The 17,034-nt window shown below is 60.2% G+C and carries 15 protein-coding genes and 1 tRNA gene; 10 read left to right on the top strand and 6 right to left on the bottom strand.

Annotation, left to right across the window (positions count from 1 at the left end; all coding sequences use genetic code 11):
* Positions 1-36: 36 nt before the first annotated feature.
* The 3 genes from DL86_RS00745 to aroA form a co-directional block, all read right to left on the bottom strand.
* Complete coding sequence (locus DL86_RS00745) at positions 37-1,068, bottom strand: TonB family protein (RefSeq protein ID WP_036257268.1); 1,032 nt, start codon at positions 1,066-1,068, stop codon at positions 37-39.
* A gap of 110 nt (positions 1,069-1,178) precedes the next feature.
* Positions 1,179-1,832: a (d)CMP kinase gene (gene cmk / locus DL86_RS00740; RefSeq protein ID WP_036257266.1), complete on the bottom strand. Its 654-nt coding sequence runs from the start codon at positions 1,830-1,832 to the stop codon at positions 1,179-1,181.
* Positions 1,829-3,163: a 3-phosphoshikimate 1-carboxyvinyltransferase gene (gene aroA / locus DL86_RS00735; RefSeq protein ID WP_036257937.1), complete on the bottom strand. Its 1,335-nt coding sequence runs from the start codon at positions 3,161-3,163 to the stop codon at positions 1,829-1,831. Before aroA ends, cmk begins: the two co-directional genes overlap by 4 nt.
* Before the next feature lie 222 nt (positions 3,164-3,385).
* Here aroA and DL86_RS00730 point away from each other — a divergent pair, with 222 nt between their 5' ends.
* The 7 genes from DL86_RS00730 (at position 3,386) to DL86_RS00700 (ending at position 10,180) form a co-directional block, all read left to right on the top strand.
* Positions 3,386-3,745 carry a TIGR02300 family protein gene (locus tag DL86_RS00730; RefSeq protein WP_036257265.1) on the top strand — a complete coding sequence of 120 codons (360 nt, stop codon included), beginning with the start codon at positions 3,386-3,388 and terminating at the stop codon, positions 3,743-3,745.
* Between the two features lie 131 nt (positions 3,746-3,876).
* A tRNA-Ala gene (locus tag DL86_RS00725) sits at positions 3,877-3,952 on the top strand.
* 355 nt (positions 3,953-4,307) lie between these two features.
* Entirely contained in the window at positions 4,308-4,508 is a 201-nt protein-coding gene (locus DL86_RS00720; RefSeq protein WP_036257935.1) for a CsbD family protein, read from the top strand.
* A 233-nt stretch (positions 4,509-4,741) separates the two neighbouring features.
* Positions 4,742-5,611, top strand: a complete 870-nt coding sequence (gene phhA, locus DL86_RS00715) for a phenylalanine 4-monooxygenase (RefSeq protein WP_036257263.1) — start codon at positions 4,742-4,744, stop codon at positions 5,609-5,611.
* Positions 5,612-5,637: 26 nt separating this feature from the next.
* Positions 5,638-6,321 carry an SDR family oxidoreductase gene (locus DL86_RS00710; protein ID WP_202899140.1) on the top strand — a complete coding sequence of 228 codons (684 nt, stop codon included), beginning with the start codon at positions 5,638-5,640 and terminating at the stop codon, positions 6,319-6,321.
* Between the two features lie 221 nt (positions 6,322-6,542).
* Positions 6,543-6,794 carry a hypothetical protein gene (locus DL86_RS00705; protein WP_036257261.1) on the top strand — a complete coding sequence of 84 codons (252 nt, stop codon included), beginning with the start codon at positions 6,543-6,545 and terminating at the stop codon, positions 6,792-6,794.
* Positions 6,795-7,771: 977 nt separating this feature from the next.
* Positions 7,772-10,180: a polysaccharide biosynthesis tyrosine autokinase gene (locus tag DL86_RS00700; protein ID WP_036257259.1), complete on the top strand. Its 2,409-nt coding sequence runs from the start codon at positions 7,772-7,774 to the stop codon at positions 10,178-10,180.
* 267 nt (positions 10,181-10,447) lie between these two features.
* Here the strand turns inward: DL86_RS00700 and cobT are convergent, their stop codons facing one another.
* The 3 genes from cobT to DL86_RS00685 form a co-directional block, all read right to left on the bottom strand.
* The gene (gene cobT, locus DL86_RS00695) at positions 10,448-12,388 is read right to left on the bottom strand and encodes a cobaltochelatase subunit CobT (protein WP_036257257.1); all 1,941 of its coding nucleotides are present in this window, start codon (positions 12,386-12,388) and stop codon (positions 10,448-10,450) included.
* A 181-nt stretch (positions 12,389-12,569) separates the two neighbouring features.
* A complete protein-coding gene (cobS, locus tag DL86_RS00690; RefSeq protein ID WP_051952456.1) occupies positions 12,570-13,571 on the bottom strand; it encodes a cobaltochelatase subunit CobS in 1,002 nt (333 codons plus the stop codon).
* A gap of 70 nt (positions 13,572-13,641) precedes the next feature.
* The gene (locus tag DL86_RS00685) at positions 13,642-14,247 is read right to left on the bottom strand and encodes a J domain-containing protein (protein ID WP_036257255.1); all 606 of its coding nucleotides are present in this window, start codon (positions 14,245-14,247) and stop codon (positions 13,642-13,644) included.
* A 212-nt stretch (positions 14,248-14,459) separates the two neighbouring features.
* On the opposite strand from DL86_RS00685, the gene DL86_RS00675 reads away from it, so the two are divergent.
* From DL86_RS00675 to DL86_RS00660, 3 genes are all read left to right on the top strand, one after another.
* Entirely contained in the window at positions 14,460-14,777 is a 318-nt protein-coding gene (locus DL86_RS00675) for a BolA family protein (protein ID WP_036257251.1), read from the top strand.
* A 280-nt stretch (positions 14,778-15,057) separates the two neighbouring features.
* Positions 15,058-15,357 carry a hypothetical protein gene (locus tag DL86_RS00670; protein ID WP_036257249.1) on the top strand — a complete coding sequence of 100 codons (300 nt, stop codon included), beginning with the start codon at positions 15,058-15,060 and terminating at the stop codon, positions 15,355-15,357.
* 544 nt (positions 15,358-15,901) lie between these two features.
* Positions 15,902-16,927 carry an acyltransferase family protein gene (locus DL86_RS00660; RefSeq protein ID WP_036257246.1) on the top strand — a complete coding sequence of 342 codons (1,026 nt, stop codon included), beginning with the start codon at positions 15,902-15,904 and terminating at the stop codon, positions 16,925-16,927.
* Positions 16,928-17,034: the final 107 nt, after the last annotated feature.

The following is a 17,034-nucleotide window of genomic DNA, read 5'->3' as shown; positions in this document are numbered from 1 at the left end:
GGCTTTGGCCGGCTCCGCTTCAGGCCAAAGCCCCGACTACTGTCCCATGCCAAAGAAAATATCGGCGGCGAAACTCCGTTGCGCGCCGGGGGGAGGCGCTGGGAAGGGCGCGGCGCGCGCGACCAACGCCACGCCTTCCGCATCGAGATCGGCTTCGCCGCTCGAGCGGAGCAGCGAAGCGCTAACGACCTCGCCGGCATCGTCGAGAGAAAATAAGATGGTCGCGACGCCGCGTGCGCCACGCTTGATCGCGTCCTCCGGATAATGTTTCGCCCGCTCCAGCATGCCGAAAACAAGCAATTTATAGTTGACCGGCTCGTCGCCGCCCTCAACCGGCAAAGGCATTGCGACGGCGCGAAAAATCGGCGGTCCCAAATCCATTGGGACCGAAAGCCCGGCTTGCGCCGCCAATCGCGTCGCGCCGTCAGCGGCGCGCGCCGGCAAATCCGACGAAACGGGCCCCTGCGCGCCCGGCTTGGGCTCCCCGCGCGACGCCGCCGCCGATCGTTCGGCTGGCCTTGGCTCGGAGCCGCGCCTTGATCCAGAATCGGACTTGTCAAAGACGGGCTTAGGTTCGGCGACGGCCTTGCGCTCAGCCGTCTTGGTCGGAACCTTCGTTGGATTTGGCCGAGCTTCGCGCTTCTCGCTTGGCGGCGCCGGGCGCTCGGCTGGCTTGGCTTGGGCAGCTGGCTTGCGCTCCGAGTCCTGTGGCGGAGGCTCAGGCGGATCTTGCCGCGCCTCCCGCTTCTCCCCCTGGAGCGGCGCCGGCGCGTTTTCCGCGGCCTTGCCCTCCGGCGCCGCCTCCTTTCGGGGAGGTGCAGGCTCGGTCACAAGCTCGACCGGAATTTCGGCCGGCAATCGGATTTGCTCGGGGGCTCGCTCAAAAAGAACGAGCGCGGACAATAGGCAAATGTGCAGCAGCAGCGAGATCCCGACCAACAAATTCGGAAAGCGCGCAATGGACTTTGCGGAAGCGTTTCGTCCCGCCGCTGGAGCGACATAAAAGCTGTCGCCTTGATCCGAGGCAAAGCCGGGTTGCCCTTGGGGAAGGTCAGGCGTCGCGACCATGCCGAAATGGCTTCCTTTGCTAATTGCTCGCGCCGCCGAACCTTGCGTTACACAGCCAAATCGAACCGATATTCTCTGTCATGCTTAATCTTCGCGGGTCGTGTGACGCCTTAACCTGCGCGTTGCGCGGCCAGTGTTTCGCCGCCCGCGCAAGTTTCGACGATCGCCAGAGCGGCCTCGAACGCCGCCTCGACATCGAGCTTCGTCGTATCGAGCACGATGGCGTCCGCCGCCACCTTCAGCGGCGCGGCGGCGCGGCCGCTGTCGCGCGCGTCGCGCTTGCGAATATCGTCGAGCACGGCGGCGTAATCGACCTTCTCGCCGCGGCCTTTCAGTTCAAGCGCGCGGCGCGTCGCCCGCGCCTCGACGCTCGCGGTGACAAATATCTTGGGCCGCGCATCGGGACAGATCACCGTGCCGATATCGCGCCCGTCCAGCACCGCGCCGCCCTGCCGGTGGGCGAAATCGCGCTGAATTTCGACCAGCGCCGCGCGCACCTCTGGGATAGCGGCGACGACGGAGGCCGCCTCGGCCATGTCGCGGCCGCGCAGCGAGTCTTCATCGAAATCGGTCAGCGCCAAGCCGCGCGCGGCCGATATCGCGGCGGCGCGGTCGAAAAGGTCATGACCCTGATCGAGCAAGGCCCGCGCCGTCGCCCGATATAGCAGTCCGGTGTCGAGATGCGGAAGATTCAAGTGACGGGCGAGACGGCGCGCCAGGGTGCCTTTGCCTGATGCGGCGGGGCCATCGATCGCGATGATCATGCGAACTGCGCCCCCAGGCGCTCCATCAGGGTCTTGAATGCTGGAAAACTCGTTGCGATCATGCGCGCGTCATCGATCGCCATCGGCGCGCGCGAGGCAAGGCCCATGCACAGAAAGCTCATCGCGATGCGATGATCAAGATGGGTCTTGACCAAGCCGCCTCCCGGAACATCGCCGCTCCGGCCTTCGACAATCAAATCGTCGCCGACAATTTGACAATCGACCCCCGCCGCGCGCAACCCCGCGGCGACGGCTTCGAGCCGGTCGGACTCCTTGACCCGCAATTCCTGGAGGCCGCGCAGGCGCGTTTGCCCCGATGCAAAGGCGGCGGCGACCGCCAGGATCGGATATTCATCGATCATCGAGGGCGCGCGGGAGGCCGGCGCATCGACGCCCTTGAGCGCGGCCGCGCGCACCCGAAGATCCGCGACCTCCTCGCCGCCCTCTTCGCGGCGATCGAGGATTTCAATGTCGGCGCCCATCTCAAGCAGGGTGGCGAGAAGCCCCGCGCGCAAGGGATTCATCATCATCGCTTCAATGATGATGTCGGAGCCTGGCGCAATCGTCGCCGCGACCAAGGGAAAGGCGGCGGAAGACGGATCGGCGGGAACGATCACCGGCGCCGGATGCAGTTCCGGCCGCCCGTCGAGAGTGATTTTGCGACCGTGAGGGCCGAAGGCCTCGACGCTGATCGAAGCGCCGAAATGCTTGAGCATTTTTTCGGTATGGTCGCGGCTGGCCTCGGCCTCGATCACGCTTGTGCGGCCAGGCGAATTGAGGCCGGCGAGCAGCACCGCAGATTTGATCTGCGCCGAGGCGACCGGCGGATAATATTCAATCGGAATCGGTTCGCTGGTCCCCTTCAGCACAATTGGGCAGCAACCGCCCGTCGCCTCGGACAGGACCTCGGCCCCCATCAAAGCAAGGGGATCGAGAATCCGCCGCATCGGCCGTTTGCGCAAAGAGGCGTCGCCATCGAATGCGGCGACGATCGCATGGCCGCCGACAACGCCCATCATCAAGCGCATCCCAGTCCCGGAATTGCCGAAGTCGAGCGGTTCGCGCGGCGCCAGCAGCGAGCCGATTCCGCAGCCGCGCACCTGCCAGCTCCCATCTCCACGCCGCTCCACCCCAGCGCCGAGCGCCCGGCAGACGGCGGCCGTGCGCAAGACGTCATCGCCTTCGAGCAAGCCCTCGATTTTGGTTTCGCCGACGCTCAGGAGCCCGAGAATCAAGGCCCGATGCGAAATCGATTTGTCGCCGGGAGGCTTGAGGCGGCCCCGCAAGGGTCCGCTCCTGTGGGCCGAGAGCTGATTCGCTCCAGCCTCCATCAAAGTCTCTCCTGAAGAATATTCGCGTGAGGACAAGAAAATCTCTTAAAGTTTGCGATGCGCGTCCGCAGCGCTGGTAACACGCCCGCCCCTCCCCTGTCATCAAAGCGCAGCTCCGTTCAACTTCCATTTGACAGGCGGGCTTCGCACCACTAACCGGACAAAAACTTTGCGGCGGCGGCCCGCGGCCAGAAAGTCGCCGTCCCTTGAAGAGGTAGGTCTGTGGCGAAACCAGAGCTCGGCAATAAGCACCAATGTCAGCATTGCGGCGCGCGATTCTTCGATCTCAATAAAAGTCCGATCACATGTCCGAAGTGCGGAACGGTTTTTCACGCCGCGCCGCTCTCCCGCGCGGCCCAGCGCGCCGCTGCGGCCGACGATGAAGACGTTGAAATCGCGCCGGGAGCCGAACTGGTTTCGCTTGAGGACGCCGATGTCGGCGAGGACAAAATCGCGGCGGTGGCGGATGATGACGTCGAGATCGAGGTCGCCGACGATACATTCCTCGAGGAAGAGGAGGAAGACGGCGACGATGTCGTCGACCTGATCGACAGCGACATAGAAGATGACGAGGAACGCTGATGTTTAGCTTGTGAAGCGCGGTGGTTGAGGTTATACAGCCGCCGCGTCTCCCGTCGTTCTATCCGGCGGGAAGGTCCTTTTGGGGCCAGGGTCCGAGCCCAGCCGGACCGTTGCGAATTTCGAAATAATTAGGGGTCATAGCTCAGTTGGGAGAGCGCTTCAATGGCATTGAAGAGGTCGGCGGTTCGATTCCGCCTGGCTCCACCACCCCCCGCCCGTATTTTGCAGCGCGGCCCATCCTAGGCTGATGGCGTGACTGTCTAGGCGATTCGCGGCCGCGCGTTCAGCTTCATGCCGAACGTTTCGTCCGAAGCATGAATGGCGCTTATCCGTCCGCTCCTTTGATGTAGTGGCCTGCACCCACATCTATAAGCGCGAGAGCCGCCGATTTGTCGGAGCCGCGCAGGCAGCAAATCCGTCATGCCTCCACTGAACCCAGGGATGGCGCATGAGGCCCAGTAAGGCTTGCCGTCACGGGGAGCTGTCCAGGGTGGAACCAATGGCTCCCATCGACATTCCTAGGTCACTGCAGCGGCAGCTGCGACTATGGATGGAGATAGAAATGGACTGGAGCCGCATCGAAGGAAACTGGAAGCAAATCAAAGGGAAGATCAAGGAGAAGTGGGGCGATCTTACCGATGATGATCTCGACAAAATCGAAGGTCGGCGCGAGCAGCTCGAAGGCAAGATCCAGGAGCGCTACGGCGTCGCTAAGGACGTTGTCAAGAAAGACATCGACGACTGGATGAAGACATTGCACTAGTTTGCATGCGCCGGGCTCTGGCGCGACGCGCTGGGGCCCGGATTTGTCCGAGCGATGCACGGGACGCGCTGCGAAAAAGTTTGTATGGCAGCACCCCGAGTTGCGCATTACGAAAGCAAGAAACGCAGGGCATTCTAAGAAGGAGATCGAAGACGACGCGTTGCCGACCGGAACAAAGGGGGCGGCGCGAAGCGCGGACCGGGACGCCGTCACCCGGAGCAAGGATCGAGGCCATGGACCTCCTTGACACAACGCATCGTCCGCCAGAGGGCGCCAATCCGGACTGGACAATTCCACAAGGGTTCGAATCCTATTCGAAGGCCGAGCATGACGTCTGGATCGCGCTTTACGACCGTCAGGCCACGATCCTGCCGGGACGCGCATGCGATGCGTTTTTGCAGGGGCTCCACGCGCTCGATCTTCACGGCGAAGGCATCCCGGATTTTGAACGGCTGAACCGACGGCTTTGCGCGCTCACAAGTTGGCGCATCGTCGCTGTTCCAAGCCTTGTGCCGGACGACGTGTTCTTCGATCACCTCGCCAACCGACGCTTTCCCGCGGCCAATTTCATCCGGCGCGCGGATCAGCTCGACTATTTGCAGGAGCCGGACATTTTCCACGATGTGTTCGGGCATGTTCCTCTCCTGACCGACCCGGTCTTCGCCGATTACATGCAGGCCTATGGCCAGGGCGGGCTTCGCGCGCTCAAACTGGGACGCCTGCATAATCTGGCGCGGCTCTATTGGTACACTGTCGAGTTCGGCCTTTTGGAGACGCCCGCCGGGCTGAGGATTTATGGCGCGGGAATCGTCTCCTCCAGGAGCGAGTCGATCTTCGCGCTCGAGTCGGCATCGCCTCATCGCATCCGCTTCAATCTGGAGCGGGTTATGCGCACGCCCTACCGCATCGACGATTTTCAGCAGATCTACTTCGTCATCCCTTCGCTGCAAGATCTCCTCGACGCGACCATCAAGACGGACTTCGGTCCGCTTTATGCCCAGCTCGCCGGCCAGGCCGACATCGCAATCTCGGGCATCGAGCCCGGCGATGTGGTCTTATCGCGCGGCTCCCAGGCCTATGCCAAAGGCCGCGTCACTCAGTAGGAATGAGCCAAGCGATGGCGGGAAGAATGAAGGATAAAGTCATCATCGTGTCGGGCGGCTTTGGCGTACTCGGACGCGCGGTCGGACAGGCCGCGATCGAGGCCGGGGCCTGTGTGGCGCTCATCGGCCACGGCCGACCGGAGGAGATCGCGCCGCATGACCGGCTCATGGCGATTGGCGGCGTCGATCTGGAGGATCTCGCGCCGACAACGCGCGCCTTCGAGGCCGTCGCCGCGCGTTGGAACAAGATCGACGGCCTCGCCAATATCGCCGGCGGCTTCCGATGGCAGACGCTTGAGGGCGGCGACCTCGCTGTCTGGCCCGACCTCTTTCGCATGAATGTCTTGACCGCCGCGACAACGATGAAGGCAGGGCTTCCCTTCTTGCGCGCGGCGCGGGGCGCAATCGTCAACGTCGCCGCCGCGGCGGCGCAAGACGCCAAGGCCGGAATGGGCGCTTACGCCGCTTCCAAGTCAGGCGTGCTCCGGCTCACGGAAAGCGCCGCGGAAGAACTCAAGGACGCTGGTGTCCGGGTCAATGCAATCCTGCCAACGATCATCGATACGCCGCGCAACCGAAAGGACATGCCGAACGCGGACTTCACGCGCTGGGCGCAGCCAGACCAAATTGCGCGAACGATTCTGTTTCTACTCTCCGACGACGCCAGCGCGATCACCGGCGCCGAGCTTTTGATCGCGAGTCGGAGCTGAGCCTTGCTCGGCTATCTATCGCGGTCGGGGCGTTCTTTTCCCAGTCGATAAGACCGTCATCGACCGCTGACAAATCTGCGGCGGAGAAGCCGCAAATCGGTGCGTCGTTTTGGCCACAGTAAACGCCCGTTTTGGCCCGCGCCGCGGATGCGCTTGCCGGCCACCACCGGCCATGTCATAGAGTGAACCTAACCCTCATTCCCGGACGACGGAGGACCAAGATGATCTCCAGCAGAACCGCCGCGGCCATCATCGGCGCTTTCTTTGGCGCGATGGCCCTGCCCGGCTCCGTCAGCGCCGGATCGCTGGGAAGCGTAGACGGTTTGCCCTTTTTCGGCCATCCCTATCCTTACGGATACGTCTATCGTCGGCCTCCCGTTGAATGCTACGATATCCATTATGTCGACACGCCGGACGGCCCGCGGTTGGAGGAAGTCTGGATCTGCGGCACCCCTGTGACCGCGAGATATTGATCTCACAATCGTTGGCCGCCCTCCGGCGATGACGAGACCTGCGTCCCCTCCCCTTTTGTGCCCCATCGGGTTCCGCATGTTCCCGACCCAGAGCGAATGAAAAAAAGGGGCTTTTGCAACAGGCCCGAGCCAGGTATGGCTTTCGGATCGCCCTCTGGCATCAATCTTGATTGCTGGCGTCAAACCTGATTAGTTGTAGAGAAACGCGCGTTTACCGCTGGCGGCGCGTCCGCCGGGATTGCCCTCTCGAAGAGCCGTCGCGCTATGCCGGCGAAGTCTCTTTGGACGCAGCGCACAATGGATGCAAACACAAACCGCAACTGACTTATGAGCGGCGCGAATTAACGGGCGTGGTTCCTATAGGCTCCAGATCTTGGAGACCGTTCAGAGGGAGTTTCCGGGCCCGTTTTGCCCAACCCTTTTCGCCTACAACTCTCCTTTGACTATGTTATAAGTAGATCTAAGTTAGATATTCAACAGATCGACCCATAAGTCTTATTTTTTAAGGGTAGGCTTAAATACAATTTTCAAAAATATATCTTTTTGTCTCAGAAATGTCAATTTTATTTCTTATATGTATTGCTAGCTTAATTTTATATTTTTATAAATTAAGGAATTATAGCCTATAATAATATTAACCTCTGCATTTGTCCGTATATATATAACCAAATGACGATATAAATGTTTCCATTTTCGATTGTAAATTTAAGGATTGTCGGATAATAGAAGCTATATCAACCCATGAAGCCCTGAATTGCCGAGGAGGCTTGCCGACGCCGCTTTCCCTTCCATGCGACGGCGTTCGCCTCGTGGACGACACATTGCGCAACGGGTTTGCGCCGCTTTTTCTTAGGATCCGTTCTCAGATATATAACCTAAGTGCGTCTTGATGCGAAAAACGTAAATATGATATTTGGATCAAACTTTCCGATAAAGCGACCGAAAATATCCGATTGAGCGACAGTGAGTTGAACAAGATGCTGCAGATTAACAAGCGGCCGCCGCTTCCGGGCCGGGATTCACAAAAGCCGGCCGCGCCGCTTATCGATGCACTTAACAGCAGCATCAAGATTGTGAGGCGACAATTACCTATAATATCCGTCATTATGCTTTGCAGCATTGCGCTAGCGGTCCTTTATCTTTTTAACACCCCGCCGCTATTCACCGCGGACGGGGCGATGGTTATCGACACCCGCAAGGTTCAGGTCCTCCAGCAGCAATCGGTCTTGGGCGACATTCAGATCGACGCTTCGACCGTGCAGACGCAAGTCGAAGTCCTGAAGTCGGACAACATTGGCCTGGCTGTCATCAGAAAGCTCCATCTCTCCGATGATCCGGAATTCGTCGGACCCAGCAAGGGCCTGATGAGCGCCATTCGCGGCCTCCTTGGGGGGTTCTCGAAGCCCGAGCCGCCTCCGACCGAAGCCGACCGCGAGCTGGCCGCCCTGGGTTATTTTAACAGTCACCGAACCGTCAGCCGGCAGGGTTTGACCTATGTGATTGAAATTGGCTTCACCTCGCTTGACCCCAATAAGGCCGCGCAAATCGTTAACGCGATCGTCTCGGCTTATGTCGACGATCAGCTGGACGCCAAATATCAGGCGGCTCGGCGCGCTGGCGTCTGGCTGCTGGAGCGCATCAAGGAGTTGCGCGCCCAGGCAACGGCGACCGAACGCGCCGTCGTCGATTTCAAAGAAAAGAACAATATCGTTGAAGCTGGCGGCAAGCTCATCGGCGAACAGCAGCTCGCCGAAGTGAATAGCCAGCTGATCCTCGCCAGCGCGGCGACTGCGGAAGCAAAGGCGCGGGTCGAGCGGATCAATGCGGTGATGACGCAAGATGTCGCGGATGCGTCCGTAGCGGATGCATTGAAAAGCGAAGTGATTATAAAGCTGCGCGGTCAGTATCTCGACTATGCTCAACGCGAAGCTATTTACGCGCAGAGATATGGCGCCAACCACTTGGCGACAATCAATTTGCGCACGCAAATGCAGGAGCTTCGGCGCAGCATCAATGACCAAATGCGCAAAATAGCGGAGAGTTATAAGAGCGATTACGAAATTGCTCGGACGCGGGAAAACGCCCTCAGAAAAAGTCTCGCCAATGTCGTAACTGAAACGCAAACCTCGGACCAGGCTCAGATTCAGTTGCGAGAATTAAAGAGCAACGCCGATTCGGCGCGCACGCTCTATGACAATTTCCTTCAGCGTTACATGGAGGCCGTCCAGCAGCAAGACTCCGTCCCGATCAGTGAAACGCGGATGATCAGTCCTGCTGTCCCGCCGATGATCAAGAGTTCTCCCAAGACGGCGATGACCTTGTTGATGGCCCTGGCCGGGGGCGGGTTGCTGAGCTTTGGCTTTGCTTACCTTCGTGAAGCATCGGACGGCGTCCTGCGCACGACCGATCAGGTCGAAGATATTCTCCACGTCAATTGTCTGGCCATGGCGCCGGCCCTGAAAATCGCCTCGCCGCGGCCGGACGGCAAAGGCGATGAAGTCGACGGCGCCCCGCCGCCGCGAAAACGGCCGGGGGGGCAGGATTTTCTTGGCAATCTGATCGACGCCCCGTTGTCGCGCTATTCGGACGCCGGCCGCTCAAAGAAGGACGCGGCGCCGCGATCCGAAGGCAGGGGCGGTGGAGCCGCCGCAGCCTTGCTGAAGCCGGCCGGCAGCCAGGATTTCCTGCGCTACGTCGTCGACGCTCCATTTTCGCGTTACGCGGAGGCCATCCGGTCCGTGAAGATTGCGGCCGACCTCAGCGGCGTGCTGAAATCCCACAAAGTCATCGGACTGACCTCTACTTTGCCCAACGAAGGCAAGTCCACCATCGCCGCCAATCTCGCCCATCTCATCGCCGATGCCGGAGGCAATGTCGTGCTGGTTGACGCCGATTTGCGCAGCCCGACGCTTTCGCATTGGCTGGCTCCGGACCTTCCCGGTTTGATTGACGTCGTGATCTCCAACATTTCGCTTGACGCCGCCATCACGACGATCCCATCGACGAGATTGGATTTTCTGGCCGCGGGCGCGACCGCGAAACTGCCTCACACCAATGAAATTCTCGCCTCGGCCGCGATGAAAAAGGTTATCGACGCCCTCCGCGTCAAATATGACTATATTATCGTGGACCTGTCGCCTGTCGCCCCGATTGTCGACGTGCGCACCACCGGTCACATCATCGACACCTATGTCTATGTCATCGAGTGGGGCAAGACGAAGATCGAGGTGATCGAGCGCGGCCTGTCCGAGGCGCAAGCCGTCTATGATCGGCTGCTCGGCGTCGTCCTGAACAAGGTGGATACGTCCGCGCAGAGCCGTTATGAGCGCTATCATGGCAATCATTACTACCGGAAATATTATTCCAAATATGGCTACCTGGAATAGCGCGCCTTTGGCGGCGGTTCTTTCGGCGGAGCTTCGGCAGGAGACAAAAATGTCTTGCCCGTCGTCCGTGCGCCCACAGGTTTCGATACGTGAAATTCATGCGCTCCGCATAGCGGCGCGCATTTCCTGAACGCGGTTCTGGCGATTCGCAGACAAACCTAGAGCTGCTTTCTGTTTCGGCGGAATCAGAAAGCAGCTCTAGGTCTTTGTTTTGTCGCATTTTCTTAACGCGAACCGGTATCCTTCGCTCGAAAATGCTCTAATAAATCAATGCAGCGTCCCTCGCGCCGCCGCTCCCTTGGCTGCACTCGGACGGCTTTGGCTTGAGGCATGTTTTGGCGACGCGGTTTCGCTGAAAAGTTCGGCGAGTTTTTCTGTCATTGCGCCGCCAAGCTCCTCGGCGTCGACAATCGTCACCGCGCGGCGATAATAGCGCGTCACGTCATGGCCGATCCCGATCGCGATGAGCTCGACCGGCGAGCGCGTCTCGATCTCCTCGATCATGAAGCGCAAATGCTTTTCAAGATAATTGCCGGGATTGACCGAAAGCGTCGAATCATCGACCGGCGCGCCATCTGAAATCATCATCAAGATGCGCCGCTGCTCCGGCCGCGCGAGCAGACGCTTATGCGCCCAGTCGAGGGCCTCGCCATCGATGTTTTCCTTCAACAGTCCCTCGCGCATCATCAAACCAAGATGTTTGCGCGCGCGGCGCCAGGGCGCATCCGCCGACTTATAGATGATGTGGCGCAGATCGTTGAGCCGTCCCGGCGCCGCCGGCTTATTCGCCTGCAGCCAAGCCTCGCGCGATTGGCCGCCTTTCCAAGCTCTTGTGGTGAACCCTAAAATCTCGACTTTGACGCCGCAGCGCTCAAGCGTCCGGGCGAGAATATCGGCGCAGGTGGCGGCGACCGTAATCGGGCGCCCACGCATCGAGCCGGAATTGTCGATGAGCAGCGAAACAACGGTGTCGCGGAAATCGGTGTCCTTTTCACGCTTGAACGAAAGCGGCTGTTGCGGATCGATGATGATGCGCGGCAGACGGGCGGGATCGAGCATCCCTTCTTCGAGATCAAACTCCCAGGACCGGCTCTGCTGCGCCATCAGGCGGCGCTGCAGGCGATTGGCCAGCCGCGCCACAATCGAAGAAAGATTGTGCAATTGCTTGTCGAGGTAGGCGCGCAGCCGTTCGAGTTCCTCCGGATCGCAGAGGTCTTCGGCGGCGACGATTTCGTCGTATTTCCTGGTGAAGGCTTTGTAATCGACGCCGCGCTGTTCGGCGCGCGCGGCGGCGGGCGGACGGCGCGGATCGGCCGCCTGCTCGCTGTCGGAAAATTCAGCCTCATCCTCGAATTCGCCGGTAGGCGCATCCTCGGAGTCCATGTCGCTATCTTCCATGGCCTCCATGGAAGCATCCGATTTTTCCATCTCCCGCGCGTCGCCGGCCTGATCCTCGGCGCCGTCCTGGTCCTGGCTCGCATCGCCCTCGTCGGGCTCGTCGACGCTGCTTTCTTCCTCTTCCGGGTGGCTGTCGAGACTGCCTTCCTCAAGCATTTCAAGCGCGGTCAAGAGCTTATGCACGGAGAGGGCGAAGGCCCGCTGGTCCTCGATAGACGCGCCAAGCGTGTCGAGATCGGCTCCCGCCCGCTCTTCGACCCACGGACGCCAGAGATCGACGATCCGCTGCGCGCTCCTGGGCGGCTTCAGCCCTGTCAAGCGCTCGCGCACGATCATGGCGAGCGCATCCTCGAGCGGCGCATCGGCCCTGACCGCGATGTCGGCATAACGGGCGCGCTGAAACCGATCGTCGAGCATCGCATCGAGATTGGCGGCGACGCCCTGCATCCGGCGCGACCCGATCGCCTCGACCCGCGCCTGTTCGACCGCGTCGAAGGCCGCGCGCGCGGCGGCTGTTTGCGGCGTCAGGCGGCGATGAACGTCGCTACTGTGACAAGTCAGACGCAGCGCCATCGAATCGGCATGGCCGCGCAAAATCGCCGCCTCCCGCGGGTCGAGCCTGCGCCCGGGCTCGGGCAACCGGACCTTTGCGCCAGCTCCGGTCTGAATCAGGCTTGGCCTCTCAGGGGCGAAGGAAACCTCGAGTTGCGGCATCCGCGACAGCGCGCGCATGCAACCAGCCACCGCGCGCTTGAAAGGCTCCTGCGGCGCCTCGGCTTTCCCCGGCGGCTTCTGATTCGAGCTGGTCAAGGCGGCTCCTGTCGAACCTGAGAGATTTTGTGTCGTTTCAAAATGGGCGAGAGCGGCGGGCGGCTCCAGAAAGACGGCCTATTGGCGCGCCTCCGCCTTGAAGGAACAGAAGGGATCGCGGCCCCCAAGCAAGCCCGACGATCCCCCAAGTCGGCTGGACAAAGCCGGCCGCGCGCCGGCGTCAGCTCATCACGACATTAACCGCGCTCTCGGGCAGATCCTTGCCGAAGCAGCGCTGGTAGAATTCGGCGACCAAGGTCCGCTCCAGTTCATCGCATTTATTGAGGAAAGTCAGCCGGAAGGCGAAGCCGATATCGCTGAAGATCTCCGCATTCTCCGCCCAGGTGATCACCGTGCGCGGGCTCATGACCGTTGAAAGGTCGCCGGCGATGAAGGCGTTGCGGGTGAGATCGGCGACGCGAACCATCTTATTGATCGCGTCGCGGCCTTCCTTCGTGTCCTGGAAACGCTTGACCTTGGCCAGCACGATGTCGACTTCCTTGTCGTGCGGCAGATAGTTCAAGGTCGCGACGATCGACCAGCGGTCCATCTGACCCTGATTGATCTGCTGGGTCCCATGATAGAGGCCGGAGGTGTCGCCAAGGCCAACGGTGTTGGCGGTCGAAAACAAGCGAAACGCGGGGTGAGGCCTGATCACCCGGCTCTGATCGAGCAGCGTCAGTCGGCCAGAAACCTCGAGGACGCGTTGAATGACGAACATGACATCGGGCCGGCCGGCGTCATATTCATCGAAGCAAAGCGCAATATTATTCTGCAGCGCCCAGGGAAGGATGCCGTCGCGGAATTCGGTCACCTGCTTGCCGTCCTTGAGGATGATCGCATCCTTGCCGATGAGATCGACCCGCGAGACGTGGCTATCGAGGTTGATCCGCACGCAGGGCCAATTCAGGCGCGCCGCGACCTGCTCGATATGCGTCGACTTCCCCGTGCCATGATAACCGGTGATCATCACCCGGCGGTTCTTGGCGAAGCCCGCCAGAATGGCGAGCGTGGTGTCGCGATCGAACAGGTAATCGGGATCGAGGTCGGGAACATGAGGATCGCCCGTCGAATAGGCAGGCGCCTCCATGTCGCTGTCGATGCCGAAAACCTGACGCACCGAGATTTTCATGTCGGGCAGACCGCCTTTGGCGGCGCTCTCGTCGATTATTGCGCTTTGCATTCATCCTCCGCGCCGGTGGGCTCGGTTTCCAGGCCTTGAGCCGGTCAACCTCCAGGGTCCCGCGGCCGGCTCAGGCGGGCTTGACCGATTTCAGGTAGTTATAGGCGCGTATGATTTCGCGCAATTTGTCTTCATTGGACCGGTCGCCGCCATTGGCGTCCGGATGAAGGCGCTTCACCAAATCCTTATAACGGGTCTTTATGGCGACCGCATCCGCGGCATCGTCGAGCCCCAACTGATCCAAGGCTTTCAGCGCGGCCAGTCCGTACCGAGGCTTTGCCGGCTCAGAGCAAGAATAACGCCGGGCCTTCGCCCGGACCATTCCGAGCGTGTCCCCAGGGTGCGACGGATCGTCGCCCTCCTCGCGGAAATTCTTGTCGGTCCGCTTCACGCCCATGGACCATGTCGGGCGATGCCCAACCACGGCGTCGCGTTGATAAAGCGCCACAGCTTCGGCGCTCATGCCATTGAAATAATTATAAGAAGCATTGTACTCGCGGACGTGGTCGAGACAGAAGCAAAAATATTGCCCCTCCCGCAACCGGCCCATCGGCGCGCGGAATTCGCCTGGCTCAAGACAGCCAGGGCGCTCGCAACGGGCCTGATCCGAGCGCGAAGCTTGCTTAGGTTCCGGCTTGACCCGGATGCGATCGAAGATGCGGGAGTTCAAATCCATGGCGGCGGCATTATGAATGTCTTTGGTGTGGCCGCAAGCGCGTCGGCCCGGTAAAATGATAAATAAGCTTCAGCGCGGCGATAAACTTAGAAAGCTGGAGCGCCAGACCGGCCTTCGGCATGACGACAATCGCCGATCGTCCGTTAATCTTTCGGGATATTCGCGCGCCCCGGTCGCGGCCGACACGCGCCAATCCCGCCCAGGAGGAATAAATGAGCAACGAAGGCAATGCATTAGGCGAAGCGGCGGTGGGCGATCACATCAAGGCGAAATTACAGGCCGCGCTCGCTCCGACTTTTCTGGAGGTCATCGATGAATCGCATAAGCATGCGGGCCATGCCCACGCCGTGATGCGTCCAGGGACGGCCAGCGGCGCGGGCGGCACGCATTTTCAAGTCAAGGTGGTGTCAGAGGCCTTCAAAGGCAAGAGTCGGGTCGACCGCCACCGCACCATCAATAATCTCCTGCAGTCCGAACTCAACGCCGGCGTGCACGCTCTGGCAATAGACGCCAAGGCGCCAGGCGAGTGATTTTATGCTTACTATCAAGAATTTACGGATAAATCCTGATCCTAACTCTTGACGGGGCACACCCGCGACGCGCCCGCCAGCCGCCTTCGCGAGCAAAAAGGCGGTTTCCAACTCGGGCTGAACCAATGGGGGCGATGGCGCGGCGCTGCGTTTGGTCCAAAATCTGCTTCTTTCCGCCGGATCATGCCTGCCGAAGGATTGATCGCGCGTCGAAGGCTTCCCGACCAGCGGCCTTCGGCGCTCCGCGAGAACGGAAACCGACCGAGAACGGAAACCGACAATGACGACGCCAGCAACAACCGCCTCGGCGATTCCGCAGCTGCCTCCCGAGCGGCTTGAAGAGCTTCGCGCGCAGCTCCTCCAGTATCTCTATGCGACCGGCGCGCCTCCGGACCATTCCGTGCCAGCGGCGCGGATCGAGGCGGAGCTCGGACTGACTCGCGACGAAATGCGCGCCGTCCATAATCATATTCTGCTGCAAGGCCTCGTGGCCGAACGGGCTCGCATGGGGCATATCGGCTTGAGCACGCCGGGCAAAATTGCAGCGAAGCAATTGATCGAACCCGACACCGATGATTAGGGCGCGCATTCGGCCTTGGGGCTCGCGCCTTCACCAGGTTCATAGCGCTCTTTCCTAAACGCCTGATCGCGAGCAATTTTACTTGGCTCTAGCGAGCGTGAGGAATTCGCCTGCGCTCTGCTCAAGCGCAAGTGCGACGAATCAAGAAATAATGAGGCGGCTGATGATTATTTGCATTGCATTTTAGCAGGGACCGCGTCAAATCCGGCGCAAGAGCGCGGTCGAGTTCCGGGTTGGATGCAAAAGCTTATAGCATGTTCAAAATTAGAACTTGCCCTAGCCGTTTGAATCTATGGGGTTCCTTTCCCAGTCAAACGACTTTCGCCTGATCAATGGCGACGGGATCAAAACCTGCGGCAAGGTTCGCCATGAGCTCTTCTTGTCTTGGAAGAACCAAATAATTTCGGCTATTGCTGGCGCCATCCGCAGCCAAGGGCGGCGTCTAATTCCTTGCGATTATGAACGAAACGTTTGTTGTGAAATCTTTCGGCGCAGTCCAATCGGATCGCCCGCCGCGCCATTGCACGCCTGAGGGGGAAGGCACATGAATACACTGGTAATGCGATTTGCTGCGCCGGGTTTGTTCAGGCTGGCGCTGGCGCTGCTGGTATTTGTCCACCATGTATCGAGGCTGAATATCGGCTCTGCGGCGGTCTATATATTTTTTGTGCTTAGCGGATACTGGATCTGCACCATGTGGACGGTGCGGTATTCCAAGACGCGCGCATCCTACCTGACATATTTGATATCCAGGACATGGCGGCTCTTGCCGGTATTTATGCTCTGCTCCGCCATCACATGGGTCGTTTTGTTTTCAATCGGCTCCATACCGAACAATATTGGCAGTTGGTTTCATCAAGCCACATCGAATCTCTTGCTGCTCGGATATAATGGCCTTTCGTTCAAGCCGAATGTGCCCTCGTGGTCGCTCGACATTGAAATGCAATTCTACATCGTCGCCCCGCTGCTCATCATCCTTATGTCCCGGAGCCTGTGGATGCTCCTGGCCTGCGCTCTCCTCTCATTTGGCGCCTATCTTCTGAATGCAACTGTCACGGTCGCCCCTTTTCTTATATTCTTCGCCATTGGCGTCGCGGCGGGATCCAGCAAATGGAGACCTGATCCAAGATTGGCTTGGGGCTCCCTTGGAGTGACCCTAGCATTGATCGCGCTTTGCCTAGCGGGGCCATTCAAAGGCGTCCTCCTCGGCGGCGCAAATCCAGGACCTCTCTTTGCCTATAATGGCGCAGCCAGCGTCGTGGTCGGCCTTATGATGGCGCCGTGGGCGATCTATACGACCGGCTGCAAGAGCCCTCCGTCCGATAGGATGTATGGGGACCTGTCGTTTATCGTCTATCTGCTGCACTGGCCTGTCTTACGCGCCATCACCCGCGCTGATAGCGCTTACGGCGACCGCTTCATGGCCATTGGAGAGGCCCTGATCGTCGTCATGATCGGTTCTTGGCTGATCTGGCGCCTCTTCGATCATCCAATCAACAAGCTGCGATCGAATTGGGTCGCTGGACGGCTCGCGCCCAGCGCGCGGCCAGTCTTGGCCTCCGCGGCATGAATTTGCCCCGGCGCCGCGTCGCATGATGCAAAGCGCGACCGGGCGATGACGACCACCTCGTCGAATGGGGCGGGCAAACAAATCCCCGCCCGCCAATAGGCGGCGCG

The organism is Methylocapsa aurea (genome assembly GCF_000746085.1).
GTDB lineage: Bacteria > Pseudomonadota > Alphaproteobacteria > Rhizobiales > Beijerinckiaceae > Methylocapsa > Methylocapsa aurea.
This window is presented reverse-complemented; position numbering and strand designations above follow the sequence as displayed.